14 protein-coding genes are annotated in these 16,578 nt (G+C 44.8%); 5 read left to right on the top strand and 9 right to left on the bottom strand.

The window, feature by feature from the left end:
- Positions 1 to 329: 329 nt before the first annotated feature.
- From H4O21_RS21610 to H4O21_RS21590, 5 genes are all read right to left on the bottom strand, one after another.
- Positions 330 to 2,168 carry a tyrosyl-tRNA deacylase gene (locus H4O21_RS21610; RefSeq protein WP_182811081.1) on the bottom strand — a complete coding sequence of 613 codons (1,839 nt, stop codon included), beginning with the start codon at positions 2,166 to 2,168 and terminating at the stop codon, positions 330 to 332.
- A 137-nt stretch (positions 2,169 to 2,305) separates the two neighbouring features.
- On the bottom strand, positions 2,306 to 3,202 hold the full coding sequence (locus H4O21_RS21605; protein ID WP_182811079.1) for a coiled-coil domain-containing protein: 897 nt from the start codon (positions 3,200 to 3,202) through the stop codon (positions 2,306 to 2,308).
- Between the two features lie 307 nt (positions 3,203 to 3,509).
- Positions 3,510 to 4,853: a DUF6765 family protein gene (locus tag H4O21_RS21600; protein ID WP_182811077.1), complete on the bottom strand. Its 1,344-nt coding sequence runs from the start codon at positions 4,851 to 4,853 to the stop codon at positions 3,510 to 3,512.
- A gap of 182 nt (positions 4,854 to 5,035) precedes the next feature.
- Positions 5,036 to 5,971: an Nmad3 family putative nucleotide modification protein gene (locus H4O21_RS21595; RefSeq protein WP_182811075.1), complete on the bottom strand. Its 936-nt coding sequence runs from the start codon at positions 5,969 to 5,971 to the stop codon at positions 5,036 to 5,038.
- Between the two features lie 16 nt (positions 5,972 to 5,987).
- Positions 5,988 to 6,728, bottom strand: coding sequence for a DUF599 domain-containing protein (locus tag H4O21_RS21590; protein WP_182811073.1), 741 nt, complete (start codon positions 6,726 to 6,728; stop codon positions 5,988 to 5,990).
- 138 nt (positions 6,729 to 6,866) lie between these two features.
- Between H4O21_RS21590 and H4O21_RS21585 the strand changes: the two genes are divergently transcribed.
- Both H4O21_RS21585 and H4O21_RS21580 read left to right on the top strand, forming a co-directional pair.
- Positions 6,867 to 7,385, top strand: coding sequence for a transglutaminase-like cysteine peptidase (locus H4O21_RS21585; RefSeq protein WP_182811071.1), 519 nt, complete (start codon positions 6,867 to 6,869; stop codon positions 7,383 to 7,385).
- Positions 7,386 to 7,553: 168 nt separating this feature from the next.
- Complete coding sequence (locus H4O21_RS21580) at positions 7,554 to 7,727, top strand: hypothetical protein (protein WP_182811069.1); 174 nt, start codon at positions 7,554 to 7,556, stop codon at positions 7,725 to 7,727.
- A gap of 132 nt (positions 7,728 to 7,859) precedes the next feature.
- On the opposite strand, the gene rimO is transcribed toward H4O21_RS21580, so the two are convergent.
- The 4 genes from rimO to H4O21_RS21560 form a co-directional block, all read right to left on the bottom strand.
- Positions 7,860 to 9,185, bottom strand: coding sequence for a 30S ribosomal protein S12 methylthiotransferase RimO (rimO, locus tag H4O21_RS21575; RefSeq protein ID WP_182811067.1), 1,326 nt, complete (start codon positions 9,183 to 9,185; stop codon positions 7,860 to 7,862).
- 165 nt (positions 9,186 to 9,350) lie between these two features.
- A complete protein-coding gene (locus tag H4O21_RS21570) occupies positions 9,351 to 9,953 on the bottom strand; it encodes an indolepyruvate oxidoreductase subunit beta (protein ID WP_182811065.1) in 603 nt (200 codons plus the stop codon).
- Positions 9,953 to 11,803, bottom strand: a complete 1,851-nt coding sequence (locus H4O21_RS21565) for a thiamine pyrophosphate-dependent enzyme (protein WP_255487410.1) — start codon at positions 11,801 to 11,803, stop codon at positions 9,953 to 9,955. The genes H4O21_RS21570 and H4O21_RS21565 overlap by 1 nt, the downstream gene beginning before the upstream one ends.
- A gap of 330 nt (positions 11,804 to 12,133) precedes the next feature.
- On the bottom strand, positions 12,134 to 12,787 hold the full coding sequence (locus H4O21_RS21560; protein ID WP_182811061.1) for a glutathione S-transferase family protein: 654 nt from the start codon (positions 12,785 to 12,787) through the stop codon (positions 12,134 to 12,136).
- A gap of 412 nt (positions 12,788 to 13,199) precedes the next feature.
- On the opposite strand from H4O21_RS21560, the gene H4O21_RS21555 reads away from it, so the two are divergent.
- From H4O21_RS21555 to H4O21_RS21545, 3 genes are all read left to right on the top strand, one after another.
- A complete protein-coding gene (locus tag H4O21_RS21555) occupies positions 13,200 to 13,991 on the top strand; it encodes a transporter substrate-binding domain-containing protein (RefSeq protein ID WP_182811059.1) in 792 nt (263 codons plus the stop codon).
- Positions 13,992 to 14,204: 213 nt separating this feature from the next.
- Positions 14,205 to 15,041 (top strand): DUF6502 family protein, encoded by an 837-nt coding sequence (locus H4O21_RS21550; RefSeq protein ID WP_182811057.1) that lies wholly within the window; start codon positions 14,205 to 14,207, stop codon positions 15,039 to 15,041.
- Between the two features lie 3 nt (positions 15,042 to 15,044).
- Positions 15,045 to 16,562 (top strand): DUF5666 domain-containing protein, encoded by a 1,518-nt coding sequence (locus H4O21_RS21545; protein WP_182811055.1) that lies wholly within the window; start codon positions 15,045 to 15,047, stop codon positions 16,560 to 16,562.
- The last annotated feature ends 16 nt before the right edge of the window (positions 16,563 to 16,578 follow it).

Here is a 16,578-nt window from a genome sequence, read left to right as displayed (position 1 = left end):
TCTTCAATGTCTGTTGCTATGCATAAACTGACAGATCTCAACTATTCGTCAAGGTAGTAAATAGTTGAGAGCGGGCTGAATAGTTACAATTTATATTGCTTATGTCGGACAAAAAACCGTAAAAAGCACAACTATTTGTTTCTTAATTCGGTCATATTAAAATTCGAAAGCAGTAATCCGAAAGATTACTCAGAAAATCGGGGGCAGAATTGGGATGCAGGAGGAAATAGGCGAAGGTGTACGTTTAACTAAAAAGGCAATAACACAGAGTCATGGATAGTCTCTTTTCAGATGGCCGCATTTACGGCCATCTGAGCCAATCAGCTATTTTAAGCTTCAGACTGAATAAGATCGCGATAACGATTCAGCTCAGCCAGTTTGTCTATTGAAGCTTGTTTACGACGGAAAGAAATCTCATCAATTCTGTTGGCAGCAACATTCAGATAAGCTTTCAGCTCATCACCAGTCAAATAATTACCGCTCAATTTATTCAGCTTACTCCAGCCATCATTGAAGTTATCAACAAATTTCGCCGAAACCAGCTCAATAGCTTGCCATTCGGCCATTTGTGTAACAAAAAAGTCATCAGTATTTCGCTTCAGGCGATTGGTAAAACTTCTGGTTAACCGATCTCTGCCTATAGCTTTTTGAATTATGGCTGCCTGACGGTCAGCGTTTTCCATCACCAGAGTCATAAAATCAGCAAAGGATTTAAAGAAGAATGAAATCTCGACCACAATCTCACGCATGCGTTTCAGAGCTTTCAGACTCAGGTTCAGGGATTTAATAGCCAGTTCAATCGTTTCTTCCTTAGTACGCTGGCCTTTCAATAATGCAGTAATTTTAACCAGCTCTGCAGCCTGATTCCGCTTCTCCGTTTCATAGGCTTCAACCCTTTTCAGCATCTGCATCTGTAAATCTCGCAGATTTTTAGCCTGCTCTTCCTGTTTCTCTGTCATCTTATCCATGTTCTCACTCAGGGACTTTAATGACTCATTCAGGGCATTCAAAGCAGTGGTCGCAGCAGATATCACCGCTTCCTTCTTTTTGATTTTAGCATCGTTATCTTCGATACGCTTCTCTACTGCAGCAACCTTCACTTCTTTGGTCTCTGCATCCAGTGATTCATCTGCTTCAACCTTTTCTTTTTCTTGTTTAAGAGTTTTTCCTTTTTCTTCCAGTTCAGCTTTTTCTCGCTCTGCAGTAGTTTTTTCAGACTTTTTATCTGCAATATCTTTTTTTGTCTGAATCACTTCAGCTGTTTTATCATCATCGGTTGCAGCGGTTTCCGTATTCACCAGCTGGCGGGCAGTATTTGTTGCAGATGCCGCCACTAAAGAAGCACCTCCTGTCGCAGCTCCAGTAATACCAGCAGTGATCGCAGGAATCGCGGCTGAAATCATCTGCGCTCCGACACGCACAATAGACATAATAAATGCACGCTTCTCCGCTGTTTCAGCCTGAGATTTATACTCCTTGGCCATATTTTCATATTTAGTGATATCGGCTTTCAGATCATCAACCAGTTTTTGCAGCTTTTCTCGCTGAGCATTATTCCGATTAATCTCATCCTCAATTTTGCTCTTATCTGCCAGATCTTCAGCCAGCGCTTTTTCACTCTTATGCACCGTTTTAGTCGTATCAGAAATAATGCCATCATAAGTCTCAGCAATAGCTGTAAGGTTATCGCTGATTTTTTTAGCACGGCCCTGAATATCCTCTGCCTGGTCCTTCAGATCCTGACCAATAAAATACTTAAGCTCTTCTATGTCTTTGCTGTTACGAGCAATATTCCAGTCTTCAAATGTGCCAGGCAAGTCACTCAGTATTGTCGATGCATCAGACAAAGCCTTACGCATCTGACGCTCACTTTCCTGCTGAGCTTTAACCAGACGAGCCATTAAGTCATCAATCTCTGACCGAATGAGGCCTCTTGATTGCGGTGTCGTATTGTAAGCGATATAAAGCAGATCAATGGCATTATCTGTATCCTCTTTAGAACGAGAAACGTCATAAGTACCTTCAATTTTCCGGATATAATCCTTAACTAAAGGGTTGCCAACATCAGGCAGGGTTATAGGTTCTTCTTTCAGAATTTTTTCTACATTCTGATCAATTCGTTTATTAACATCAAATTCAATACTTATGATTTGTTTTTCTTCAGACATGACTGCTTCCTCTGCGTTACTGGGTAGTAAAAACATGGATCTGAACAAAAAACTTCACCCTCCCCTGTCACCGGCTGGATAATACCGTAGCATTTTATAGTAAAGCTTTGTTCAGATACCGATAAAAAAACAAAATATCAATTAATACAGATACGTTCACCACTGGGTAGTAAAAGACCATTCATACCAGATAAGCTACTAGCCTGGATCAACTGTTCGGATAATTTTTCAGACTCACGTCGCAATCGATGAATAACAAAACGACGCTCAGAGTTAGGATCAAGAGCTTTAAATTCATTAAATGTTTTTTCAAAATTATTGAGTTCTATAAAATATTCTTGTCTGGCTGTACGAAGTTCCATCAGGGATTTTTTAATTAGTTTAATATCAGTCTCTGTTTTTAATATATCGTTTTTATTTTCTTCAGATTTAACTTCGGTGGCTTTAAATTTTTCTTCTGCTTGTTTATATCGCATACTGGATTCCTCCAGGTGAGCCCGGGCGATATCAAGCCTTATACCCAGTGTTTCTTTTTCAGCATAAAGGTGGCGCATCTCTTTTTTAAGCCCAGAAATTTCGCCGGCCCAATCACATAAAAAATTTGGTATCCACTTTTTTCCCTTACATTCTTCCAGAGCATGCTCAGCGGCTTGAATCCGGGCATTCATATGCAGAATTTTTGGCGTCAGGTCATGAACATCATTCTGAGCCTTATCTACTTCCTGTAAAAAAGACTCTTTTTCTTGTTGGCTTGTTTCTAGTTTAATAGATAGCGCCTGTTTTTCTTTATGTAAATCACCTGCCTTAGCTTGCAATAATTTACTACGCTGTTGAAAAACAGAGTCTTGCTCCGCATAACACTGAACATGATTTTCAAGTAAAACATAAGTCTCACTTGCTTTATGAAGCTGATCATTAAGTTGATTTATCTCTGCTTCGCTAAGCGCTTCTGCTGACACAGAGATACTGACCAGAGAAAGAGTAAAAATAGCCAGGTACTGTGCATTTCTATGGTTAAAAAAATCAAACAACATGAAAAATCCTTTTATTTAAAACCTATATCTGGCTGAGGCAATAAGTCAGGATATTTATCAATCTCACCATCATTTTTAAACTATCAAACCGAGTATAAAATAAAAATTACTGACAATTACTCAGACCAGCAAACATTACAAGAAGTTACAGAACTTCAACCCATCCCACTGTATAGTCTGTTTCTGACAGATATCACAAATCATCAACACATATAAAAAATAAGTATTTATCAAATATTTCAAAATCTGACGAAAAATAAAAAAGGGAGCTAATACACTCCCTTTTATTACTTTCTATGACAACTTATTACCCCCCTTTTGCGACAGGTCTCCAGTAGAAATCAGGGTGTTTCCCAGCCCACTCCAGACACCATTGGTAATGGAGCGCTGAAGCCAGTTCCATCAAATGCAGAGTACTCCCGGCACGAATATCAACAGTGCCGAGACGCGTTGTCGGTAGTTCACCAATTACTCCAAGATTCTGGCGCATGCTGTCGTCAAATACGTTTGCTTTGTGATTCCAGCGCTTTTTCAGATCCAGATCTCCCGCCAGAAGCGTGTCCTGCCAGACCCTTTCACTTTCAGCGACAGCAGACAGTTTGCTGCTATCCAGCTTGTGGTATGAGGTGATACTGCGGGTAATATCCGCAGGGATAGAAGGGGCGGGTTTAAGATTAAGATCCTGCCGGGTATTAATATCTTCCCGGCAACTGGCCATAACCGTACTCAGCCAGTACCAGGCCTGTTTGTATTGCTCTGGATTATTGCGAACCAGATAATGCCCCTGCTTCAGCCAGGATGCAGGGTAAACAAAATTTAACCAGGAATAATCCGGGTAATGTCCCATCTGGCCATGACCACGACAAGCCGCATCGCCGGGAACATCTGGTGCTGCAGAACAATCCGTATCACTGCCCAGTGCCCATAAAGTGCCCTTCCATGTGGTATCTTCCAACACGTAAGGAAATTCTTTGCTGGCATAGACATCATTAAACGTACCGGCTGCATTGATATCTTTGCTGGCAATACCACTGAAATCCTGATGAGCCCAGGTGTCAGCCAGTACATGCATACGTATACCCAGAAAAACCAGAGCTAGTGATTTAGCATCAGATGGTGCAAGATGCGGAACTGCACCCAGGTACTTCTTCAACAGCTCTTTCAGCTGATGCTGATCTGCCTGACTGATTGCCCGATATTTATTGATAGTATCCAGTGCCATATGCAGTGCAAATGGACTAAAAGGCCGACAGAGGAAAGGCTCCACTTCTGCAGCCAGACGAGTATTGCGGCACAGATGCTGATGCTTAAAGTCATCAACCCAGTCTGGTACAGGTACACCGCCCAGGTAATCCTGCAGCTTTTCTTTCTCTCTATGGGGCTTGTTACCAGGAGGAAAGTGGAAGGCGTTCCAGATATTTTCGTCATAATCTGCCACCATTTTCCAGTCGATGGTCTGACAGGATAAGTGAGGGTAATCAATACGCAGTCTTGACTCACTACCCTCTTTTAAACGCCAGTATGACCAGTAGCTGGAATCAAAAAAGTCAACAAATTCAGCAGCATTGGCGATTAATGTGGCTTCATCACTTGAAAAACCGCCGTGGGCAGCCGCTGTTCCTGTACCAAAAAAATGAAAATCAGTATCCATGCTTATTCTCCTTATCAAGGTTACCCTATAGTGGAGAACAAGCTTATGATCATCCCGGCAGATTACAGGCAAAAATCAGAGTATCCGATGGATCTTACAGATTCACCGGGTTATCCCTGATAAAAGTTACGGCATTTTATTCACGAAAAAACAGGGGAATCGTCACCAGGTGACTGACAGCTTTACTCTGCTAACAGCGATATTAGCCAGTCACGGACGGCCTGATTATCTTTACTCTGAACAACAAACTCCTGTCCTCTGAATGCCGACTGCAGAATTGTTGTCTGCCCCTGCTCTATCCAGCGTTCCGGCTTACGATGATAGCTCAGCACTTTCTTACTGTGCTCTGGCCAAAGACACTCCGGTAACTGCCATACCGTGCGTTTATGTCCCGGTACAGTCAGCTGCCTTACAGGCCTGAAACTGTCTTTTGCCTGCTTGATCAGCGCCTTTCCAGCCTGTTCTTGATTAGTGACCAGATGAGATAAGCAGCCTGCTCCGGGTAGCTCCGTGATATCCCCAGAAGCATCTGCTCCACTGACACCCTCACCAAATAGTGTCAGTTTATCAGCTGGCAAATAAATGGTATTGCTGTCATAAGCCTTCTGCAGATGAGGATGTTTGCCCAGAAAAGCCAGCGCTTCAGGATTAAGGTGAGGATTGCTGATAATCTGCCCGATTTGCAGCCAGCCATAAATCACATGCAGGTCCGGCGCATCAGCAATAAAGCGCAGCTGCTTTTTGCCATTTTCCCGGTACCATTCGGTTTGCCTGAACCAGCTAAAAAACAGAAACAGGTCGCCTGCACCGACACCTTCAATAGACAGATGATTCTGAGCGGCACCATACTGCCCTAACGATGGTTGCCAGTCATTCGAACGCACGGTCAATCCGGGCATAATATCCGGATCAAGGTGACAGCCAGAACGCCAGCATTTACCTCCCAGCTGTTTAATAAGACCGGATAATGTCATCCCTGAGTATTTAAGAGCAGAGAACTTAACTGGCCCATCGGCCTGCGGAATTGGAAGAGGCAGTAAAGTACCATCTGGCATAATCGGCGAAGGTATCCCTCCTGCACTGGAATCAAATCCTTTCCGGCTTAAAATAATTTGCATGACAATGAAGAACTCTTTAACGGATAATCCCGAGAAATTCGACTCGATCATCCCTGGCGGCCCGTAGTGCTCTCAGCGTTTTAGAATAAAACTCTCTACGATATAAAACACAGGAAATCAGCACTGTAGCCGTCATGAAAATAACCGGATGCCAGAACCAGCATAGAACCGCAAGCCCGTAATAATAGGCTCTGAGACCATAATTAAACTGATTAGCGGCCAAATCAATCAGATCAGCAGTATGTTCCGCATAAGCTTTACGCGCTTTAGCTGTAACGCTTTCATCGTCAGGCATTGGAGCTGCACCAATCAAAATGGCACAAAAATTATATTGTCTCATTGACCAGCTGAAGGTAAAAAAAGCGTAAACAAAAATGGTTATTAATAGCAGAATTTTCAGCTCCCACTCCAATCGACTATCGGATGTAGAAAACGGAAGCTCCGAAAGCACTCCAATAGCCTGATCGGTAGCACCCAGCATAGTAAACAGAGCCGCCAGAATAAGCAGTGTGCTAGAGGCAAAAAAAGCACCATTGCGCTCAAGGTGAGTCATAATAGTGGTATCAGCAATACGAATTTCCCGCTCCAGCAAACGACTCATCCAGTCATAACGATAGTTGTGCATCACTCTTGCCAGACAAGTCTCCCGCCTCAGTGCCCAGCGTGAATAGTAGTAATAAGCAGCCCACCAGAGTACAAACCAGCTGAATGCTATAACATCAAGAAGATGGCGTTGAATAAAGTCCTGTAAAGACAAGGTACACAGCTCCTGAACACAGAGTTTTGTTAAGTTTCGTAATATGACTGTCCGGCCAGCCAGACGATGATTAAAATCCAGAAAACACTCTTTCTGACAATTTCACAGTTCTGGTAAATAATGAGCTAAGGATAAATTATGCTGCAAGTTCTGATCGCGGGTATTCTGACTGTTCTGAGTTTTACTGTCAGTGCCAGTCATTCATCTGCGACATTACCCCAGTTAATTACCCAGACAAACCAATACTTCAATACCAGGATTCAGTACATCCAGGAAAGCCGTGATCATTGGTTGCGTCTGGCTGAACTACTGAACAGCGGCAAGGGAGATTGCGAAGATTTTGCACTTAGCAAATATCAGGCGCTGCTGAATCAGGGTATGCCGCAAACGGCCTTCAGCTTTGTTTATGCTATGCAAAAGCAAACCGGGCAGGCTCATATCGCTTTATTATATAAACCCGATAACATCGTGCTCGATATTATTACAGATCAGTTGCTGCCATTGAAAGAACGCAATGATCTGTTGCCTGTGCTTGAATTTACCTCTGTCAGTTATCAGTTATTTGAGGGGCAACCTCTTCTTTCCAGAGGACAGTTCAACACGTTATTACAATGGCAGAAAGTGGTTTATCGTGCGGAGAGAGATATTACAGGTTAACAAAGGCAGGGTATCAGAAAATATTTTCGATTAAACAATAGTATTCAGAATAAAAAACTAAATATTCGCCATACATGCAGAATACACCTCTTTCGCATTGCAGCAAAACACCGTCAATGCTAATATTGAGTAGTATCGTAACACTTCTTCTTTAACAGGAGCAAAAAGATGGGCTACTCTTCCAACTTACTGATTAACATGGTGATGACTACAGTTGTAGCAGTTATTGCTGTTCTGGCTGCTGTTACTTCTCAAATCATTCTTCCTGCTGTGGCACTGGTCTCAGGATTGGGCGTGATATTTAAGGCCTGGCAGGTTGCTGTAGAGAATCCAGCATTATAAGCAGATAGTTTTTTAATCTGCTGTTATAAAAAAGGCCCGCTGCAGAACAGCGGGCCTTTTTTATGGATAACCATATTACCCGATCCGGATACGTCTTCTCAGATCGGGCAATCTCAGGTGTTACACTTAGTATCAATCAATCGTTTCTGCCCACAGATCATGCTCATCAGCATCTGTGATACGTACTCTGACAACATCACCGGGCTGAAAATCAGTCTGATCCAGCAGATGAACTTCACCGTCAATCTCAGGTGCATCGCCTTTAGTTCGACCAATGGAACCATCAGCACCAACAAGATCGATAATAACATCCATCTCTTTACCAATTTTCTCTTGCAGTTTTTCAGCACTGATTTGCGCCTGAACTTCCATAAAGCGAGCCAGACGCTCCTCTTTCACCTCTTCCGGAACAGCACCAGGCAGATCATTAGCCGGAGCACCATCAACAGGCGAATAAGTGAAACAACCCACACGGTCCAGACGCGCTTTACGCAAGAAGTCCAGCAGGTACTCAAAATGCTCTTCTGTTTCACCCGGAAAACCAACGATAAAGGTACTACGGATCACAATATCAGGGCAGATTTCACGCCACTTATTAATGCGCTCCAGAGTTTTGTCGATAGCCCCCGGCCGCTTCATCATTTTCAGTACTTCAGGATGGGCATGCTGTAAAGGAACATCCAGATAAGGTACAACCAGGCCTTCTGCCATCAGAGGAATAATGTCATCCACGCTCGGGTAAGGATAAACATAATGCAGACGCACCCAGACACCCAGCTCTCCCAAAGCCTGACACAACTCTTTCAGTCGGGTTTTCATAGGACGACCTTGCCAGAAACCCAGCTTGTACTTCAGATCAACCCCATATGCACTGGTATCCTGTGATACTACCAGCAACTCTTTAACACCGGCATCAACCAGGCGCTGAGCTTCATCCATCACGTTGCCAACGGGACGACTATCCAGATCCCCTCGTAAAGACGGGATAATGCAGAATGTGCAGCGGTGGTTACATCCCTCTGATATTTTCAGGTAGGAATAATGGCGCGGCGTTAGTTTAATACCCTGTGGTGGAACCAGATCAACAAAAGGATCATGGTCTTTCTTAGGAGGCAGATACTCATGTACTGCGCCAACAACCTGCTCGTACTGCTGAGGCCCGGAGACACTGAGTACATCCGGATGAATCTCACGGATTTCACTTTCATCCGCCCCCATACACCCGGTAACAATAACTTTGCCGTTTTCTTCCAGAGCTTCCTGAATGGCCTGCAAAGATTCAGCTTTAGCGGAATCAATGAAACCACAGGTATTGACAACAACCAGATCAGCACCGTCATAGGTCGAAGAAATCTCATAACCTTCAGTACGTAGCTGAGTCAGGATACGCTCAGAGTCAACCAGCGCTTTTGGACAACCCAGACTTACAAAACCAACTTTAGGATCTTCAGCAGACATTCAACAACCTCAGGTTTAAAGGAGAAAAAACCAGCGCATTCTACCTCAGAGCCCACCGCTATGACAGATCAGTCCTGAAAAAATCCCCAGCCTGCTGTTATAAAAGTTCAGAAAAAAAGCCAGCTCCAAAGAGCTGGCAAGTTCTGACGAGTATCTTCAAATGGGTTAACTGGCCTGGGCCGCTTCACGACCGGCAGCAAAAGCTTCTCTGTTCAATTCCAGCAGTTTTTCAGATTTATGAGCAAAACGTTTCAGAACACTGTCTTCAAGCAAAGATGTTTCAAAAGGCAACTGCTCCGAGATGGCTCCGAGCATGATGGTATTAATCAGCCGTCTGTCACCCAGTTTCAGCGCAATTTCTCCGGCATTAAATGCATGAACTTCCTTCCCCCCTGCATGGATCTCTCCCACTGGATCATCCGGATAAGAAAATAACCCTGTACTGACAACGGGCGGGGCCTGACGAAAAGAGTTCACCATAGCAATACCGGATGGCCTCAGATGATTGACCCAGCGCAGGGCTTCTGCCGGCTCAAAAGCAACCAGCAAATCGGCTTCACCAGCCAGAATAGAAGGAGAGCGAACCACAGGGCCAAAGCGCACATGAGAGGTCACTACCCCACCTCGCTGTGCCATACCGGCTACCTCTGTTTTTTTCACATCATAGCCCAGAGACAAAGCCGCCTCAGATAAGATCTCCGCTGCAGTCATCACACCCTGACCACCAATGCCCGCGACCAGAATATTGGTTATATTTTCTGCATTCATTATTCTGTTTCCTCCACAGTATCAGCGGGTGCAGCAGCATTAATGATCTCTGGCATGGCATAACCATTCTCAATCAGATTCTCTGCCGGAATAATGGCATCCGGAGCACAGGTATTAACGCACAGATTGCATCCGGTACATGCAGCAGTATCAATGGTGGCAAACGCCAGCTCTTTCTCTTTTCCGTTAGGCTTAACAACCGTTTCTCTTCGGGAAACCAGAATAGCCGGACACCCCACATCGAGACAGTTACCACAACCCGTGCAATCCTTATCCTCAACTTTCAGCGGTTGCATAGCTTTATAGCGTTCCGTCAGTACGCAGGGCTGATCTGTGATAACAACAGAGACGTCATTAACTTTTGTTTCATCTCTTAATGTTTTAAATAATGTCGGAAGCTCATAAGGATCAACTTTATGAATTCTTTCTTCCTTAACACCAAGTGCTTTAACCAGTCCCGGGAAATCAACCCTGGATGTTTTTTCTCCCTGAAGGTTAATGCCACTGGATGGTGCATCCTGGCCACCGGTCATACCGACAGCTCTGTTATCCAGCAATAATATCGTTGCATTACCCTTGTTATATGTCAGATCAAGTAATCCCTGCATTCCCATATGAAGAAACGTGGAATCCCCGATTACAGCAATCACTTTTTTATTTTCATCTTCTGGCTGACGTCCCTTATCCAACCCCAGAGCAACGCCCATGGAGGCTCCCATACTGATACAGGTATCCAGAGCATTCCACGGATGGCCAGCTCCCAGGGTATAGCAGCCAATATCACCGGAAATATAGGTATTTCTGATCTTCGACAGCGTGTAATAAACCCCCAGATGAGGACAGGCAACACACATGGTTGGAGGTCGCGGAAATACCTTGTCTGCCGCAATGATTCGAGGAGCTGGTTTTTCTTCTCTTTCAACCAAACCCTCTACTGAACGCTTAAGCACTTCAGGGGTTAATTCACCCTGACGAGGCAGAATGTCTTTACCTTCCAGCTGAATACCTTCCGCTTTCAGCTCTTTTTCCAGTAAAGGTTCGACTTCTTCTACCAGCACCAGACGATCTACTTTCTGGCGGAATATCCGAATCTTTTCAATCGGAGCGGGATGAGATAAGCCCAGCTTCAGCACGGGCGAATCAGGATAAGCTTCTTTAACGTGCTGGTAGGCCACTCCAGAGACAACAAAGCCCAGAGCAGTATTACTGCCCTCTTCATAGCGATTCAGAGAACTGATTTCAGAAGCTTTCGCCAGTTGCTGATCTCTTTCCAGCATCAAAGGAATGCGATGTTTTGCATTACCCGGCACCATAACCAGTCTGGCCGGATCTTTTTCAAAACCCGCTTTTGGCGTCCATTCCACTTTCGGGGATGTCAGCAATGTCCCCTTAACATGACAGATTCGCGTCGTTGCCCGAACGATCACCGGCACCTGATACTCTTCTGACAGATCAAATGCTGCCCGCGTAAAATCATAGGCTTCCTGAGTATCAGACGGTTCAAGTACAGGCACATGGGCAAATCGCCCCCAGTAACGGGAATCCTGTTCATTCTGCGAAGATGACAGCCCCACATCATCAGCGACAACGATTACCAGACCTCCGGACACCCCTATCAGAGTCTGTGTCATCAACGCATCAGAAGCGACATTAAGTCCCACATGCTTCATGGCACATAAAGCCCGGCTACCCGCCAGAGAAGCACCAATAGCCACTTCAAGCGATACTTTTTCATTAATAGACCACTCTGAATAGATATCAGAATAATCGGCTATATATTCCAGAATTTCGGTGGATGGAGTCCCAGGATAGGCCGCAGCTACTTTTACGCATGAATCCCTTGCAGCCATTGCAATAGCTTCATTTCCTGAGACAAAGATCCTCATATCCGAGGAGGCAGGTTGTCTTGCATTCAATTTTTTTATCCTCATCAAGTGAACTCTGCCGCCTTCAGATAAGAAAAAGCATTACCTTAATTATTATCTTTAATTCTTTTCTGTATTATTTTTTTGACGGCATTTGTCATCCTAAAGAAACAGCCCGATATCATATTGACTTGTATCAAAGCGATTATCTTTTACCTGAGGATGCACGACTTTTGTCTAGAATATTTTTTACAGGAAAACAAAAAAGGCAGACCGGAGTCTGCCAAACATGAAGAAACAAAGATAAAGTCTGATCTACGCGGGTTCTCCTGCCTCAGCGATTTCAATAATCTCCTGCTCATTTTCTGCATCAGAAACCCATAACTGAATAGCCGGATGATTCAGAATATGTAATATGTACTGCTCACTTTCTTTCGAAACCGAGATCCCATAACCTTTAAAGCGGATGGCAACGGGCGCATAAAAAACATCAACAATTGATAGCTCACCAAATAACCAGGGGCCTTTCCCAGCGTTCTGCGCTCTTAACTGCTGCCACATGGCATCTATTCTGCCAATATCTTTTCTGGCATCATCACTCAGCTCAACACGCCGCACTGCCCGACAGTTCATGGGCAACTCATTGCGAAGTGCAAAAAAACCGGAGTGCATTTCACTAACCACCGATCTGGCCATCGCTTTGTCTGCCACCTCTGCAGGCCACCCTTTTCCTTCTATATAGTTATCATTGACGTATTCACAAATTGCCAGTGAATCCCACACTTTAATACCATTATCAATCAATGCAGGTACCTTACCTGATGGCGCGTAACGGGCAATTTCGTTATAAAACTCATCTTCAAACAAGGCCAGTCGTCTCTCAGTGAAAGGCAGATCAAATGCCTTCAGCATGAACCAGGCGCGCAATGACCAGGATGAGTAGTTTTTATTGCCGATAATCAGTTCCATTGTAATCTCCTCAAAAATTCATTCAGTACAGATGGTTAAGCATCTGCTTTCCATCACCTGCTAACCTGCGCAAGGGCCGTTCTGGAGTGAGCCTTATTCTGCATAGTATGGCGGTTGCCGAAAAACGAATTGTTCTTATAGCAGACATCAGCATTACTGATTGATGACGCCTTATTTTCTTTTTGCGACATATAGAGATATCAATCTTCAATCGTCTGCGACGGGATAAGGATCTGGTATTTTGCAGCAAGATTTTTGCTCAGGTGCTTACTCTGCTGCGATAAAAGCGACGTTCTGAATAACCAGCCATATATCCAAAGGTATAAAAATTAACAAAAACATACTTTTCATTACGTTTCCTGGGTATTCTTGTAATCATGTGATTAATTGTGCACTCAGGGAAAGATAGCCGATGATTATGACCTGCCCTGCTATTCTCAGATCTCTTCTGTTATTGATTCTTTGTCTCGGCCTGCCAGAACGACTGCTGGCCGGACAAGAGCTTATTCTTGTTGGACCTGAGTTTCCGCCATATTATCAGCACGACGCTCAAGGACGAGTCTCAGGTGAGCTGGTTCGTTTATATGACATCATCGTCAGACATGCCGGATATCATTGGCGAGGCTATATAGTGCCAACCAAACGAGTTATGAAATCTCTGGCCGACGGCCACTTCAATAGCAGTATTCTGGTGAAGAACCCACTGCTGGAACAATCCGGTACAGTGCTGACCAGCCCGGACCCGGTATCAGAAATGATTCTGAATCTTTATTTTCATACAGGTCGATTCTCAGATATTGAGTCATTTACTGTCAGCAAAGACTTGATGAAAAACAGTAAAGTTGCGGTGATGCGAGGCTATGGCTATGGTGGCATGAGAAGCTGGTTAGCCGAACCGGAAAACAAGATCACTACTGTCGAGCTGGATAACTTCAGCAGTGCGATTCGCTTATTGGAATCGGGGCGAGTTGATTTTGCATTGCTGTATGATGTGAATTTCCAGGCCGGACAAAAAGAGTTACATCGCAAAGCGATGAATATCAGTAGTGCTACCCTCGCCCATGTGCCACTGTATTTTCACATTAGCACCTCAATAAAAAATACAGATCAGGTGATGGACAGACTGATGAATAGCTACAGGGATCTGGTAGCAAAAGGCATTCTGGCATCAGCTTATCACCAGCCTCATATGGTGATTCAATAAAAGCAATGAGTCCCTTTTGAATCGATTCCCTTCGATTGGCTTCTCAATAAAATCATTTGACAGACTATTTTATAGGGCGAATCTTCCTGTAACACGGAGAAACCTTAATTATCTGCAGCACAGTCAAATCTCCCTCCTACTCTCTTTCGTGCCATAATAGAGAAAGTGGGATAAAATCCCGCCTTAATACGATATAAAGAGAATGGATTAACAATGAGTACTCCTGAACCACCTGCATCGCTTGTAAAAGCTCTGAAAAAAATCCTTCGACCACTGATCAGATTACTGCTTGAGTACGGTATTACCTACCCTTACCTGAGCAATTTGCTTAAAAATATTTTTGTCGAAGTAGTACATGATGAGATGCAGGTTGACGGCAAACGTCAGACTCTGAGTCGAATCAGTGTCGTCAGTGGAGTACACAGAAAAGATGTAAAACGCATTCTTGAGGAGCCTGAAAATACCGAGCCCGGAGATCGTAAAGCGTCTCTTGGCGCCCGTTTATTAGGTATATGGCTTGGTGATCCCAGATACCTGAATCAGCAACATCAACCACTTTCCCTGCCCAGAATGCGAAGTGATTCATCTGAGATCAGTTTTGAACAACTCGTTGAATCAATAAATAAAGATGTACGCCCCAGAGCCGTACTGGATGAATGGTTACGCGCAGGTCTGGTCACTCTGAATGATGCGGACGAGGTTGTGCTGGAAACTGATGCCTTTGTAACAGAAAAAAACTTTGATGAAAGAGCTCATTTCTTCGGGCGTAATATCCGGGATCACGTTGCGGCAGGTGCTCACAATCTGATGCCAGGCGTTGAAGATAAGTTTTTTGAACGTGCGGTGTTTTATGACCAGCTCACCCATGATTCTGTTGCTCGGCTAAAAGCTCTATCGGGCCAGGTCGCGATGGAAGCTTTGCAAAAAGTTAATGAAGAAGCTCTCAGGCTTTCTGATCAGGATGAGGGTAAACCCGACGCCAGTTACCGTATGACGATGGGCACCTTCTTTTACCAGAAGAATGAAGACGACCCGAAACAGGGACAGTAAGCGATGACAGTCTTTAACCATATATTGCTGACAGCTCTGCTATCTATAACTCTGATTGCCTGCCAGGCACACCCTGAGATATCGAATCATCCTGAAGCCAATAGAAGCTCAGGTCATTCAGATATAACCACTCCATCTGAAACACTGATCACTGAAGCGGACCATGACCAGGGTATTGGTGGTACGGGTATTGACCAGAAATCAGATGAACGAGGTATCGGAGGCACCGGTATCAACCAGAACTCTGATGACAGCGGTATTGGAGGCACAGGCATTGATCAGCATTCTGAAGACCAGGGAATTGGAGGCACAGGGTTACAACTGGCTGAGGATGAGAAAGGCATTGGTGGCACAGGGATGCGCACTGAAAGCCCTCAAACCCGTAACTGGCTGCAAAAACTGAATAACGGTGAGTATATTGCCGTTGCAGGAACCATTCACGATTACGGCAGTATTTGGGTAAATGGTATCCATATTCAGTTTAACGAGGCAACTCTGGTAACGGTTAATGGCCAGAAAACAGATCTTGAAAACATTGAGCTGGGCCAGACGGCGGTCATTACAGCCCGTAAAAAAGGCCAGCAGATCGTTGCTGAAAAAATAGAGATATTCCACGAAGTGATTGGTCCGGTGTCTTCTGTTGATCAGAGCAGCGGGAGTTTTACTATTCTTCAACAGCGGATTTTTGCAGGACAACATGTGCTTAGCCAGTTACCACAGCCCGGTCAATGGTTGGCTGTATCAGGGATAAGAAATAGTGATCAGGCTATCGTCGCCAGTCATATTCAACGAGCGACGGTGGATCAGGCGGCTCTCGTCAGAGGGCATATCACCCTTAACGAGACAACTCTGACTCTGAATAGCCTTGTGCTGAAGCGCCCTCCGGCGATAGAGAATACTGAAGACAAGCGTCTGACTGACAGGGGGGATACTTATGCCACCCTGTCTCTGAGCGTGAACAATGGCCAGGTTAGTCTGGAAAAAGTGGAATCTATTACTCCTCTGACAACCCGGACTGATATTCGCTTCTTCTCTGTTGAGGGCACAGGACAACACTCAGGGCTGGAAGCACGCTATCTGCCTGATTTAAGGGAAAGACAGTTGAAAATATCCCCCGACTCAGGCAGGCACAGAACAGGCAATATCATTATTGACAGCCAGAAGATGCCAGACAACCAGGTCAGAGTTGATCAGTTAAGATCATCTGTCCCGGTCAGTTATGGCATGCAGCATCCAGACAGACAGCGGGATCGTGCTATGGAAAAGGCATCTGGCTCCGGGGCATCACGTTCAGCTGATCACTCTCACCGCTCTGCAGATCGGCCGTCATCAGCCCCTGAGCGCATGGACAACCCTGGAAATGATCATCGGCCAGAACGCCAGGAACGTACCACCAGACCTGAAAGGCCGTCTCGCCCGGACAGAGCAGAGCGCCCCGAAAGGCCAGAGCGAACAGACAGACCCGACCGTCCGGATAAACCTCAGCGCCCGGACAGACCGGATAGCAGACCAGAACGATAAAATTATCTGCCAGAGG

Origin of the sequence: Oceanospirillum sediminis (assembly GCF_014164585.1) — a bacterium.
GTDB lineage: Bacteria > Pseudomonadota > Gammaproteobacteria > Pseudomonadales > Halomonadaceae > Oceanospirillum > Oceanospirillum sediminis.
This window is presented reverse-complemented; position numbering and strand designations above follow the sequence as displayed.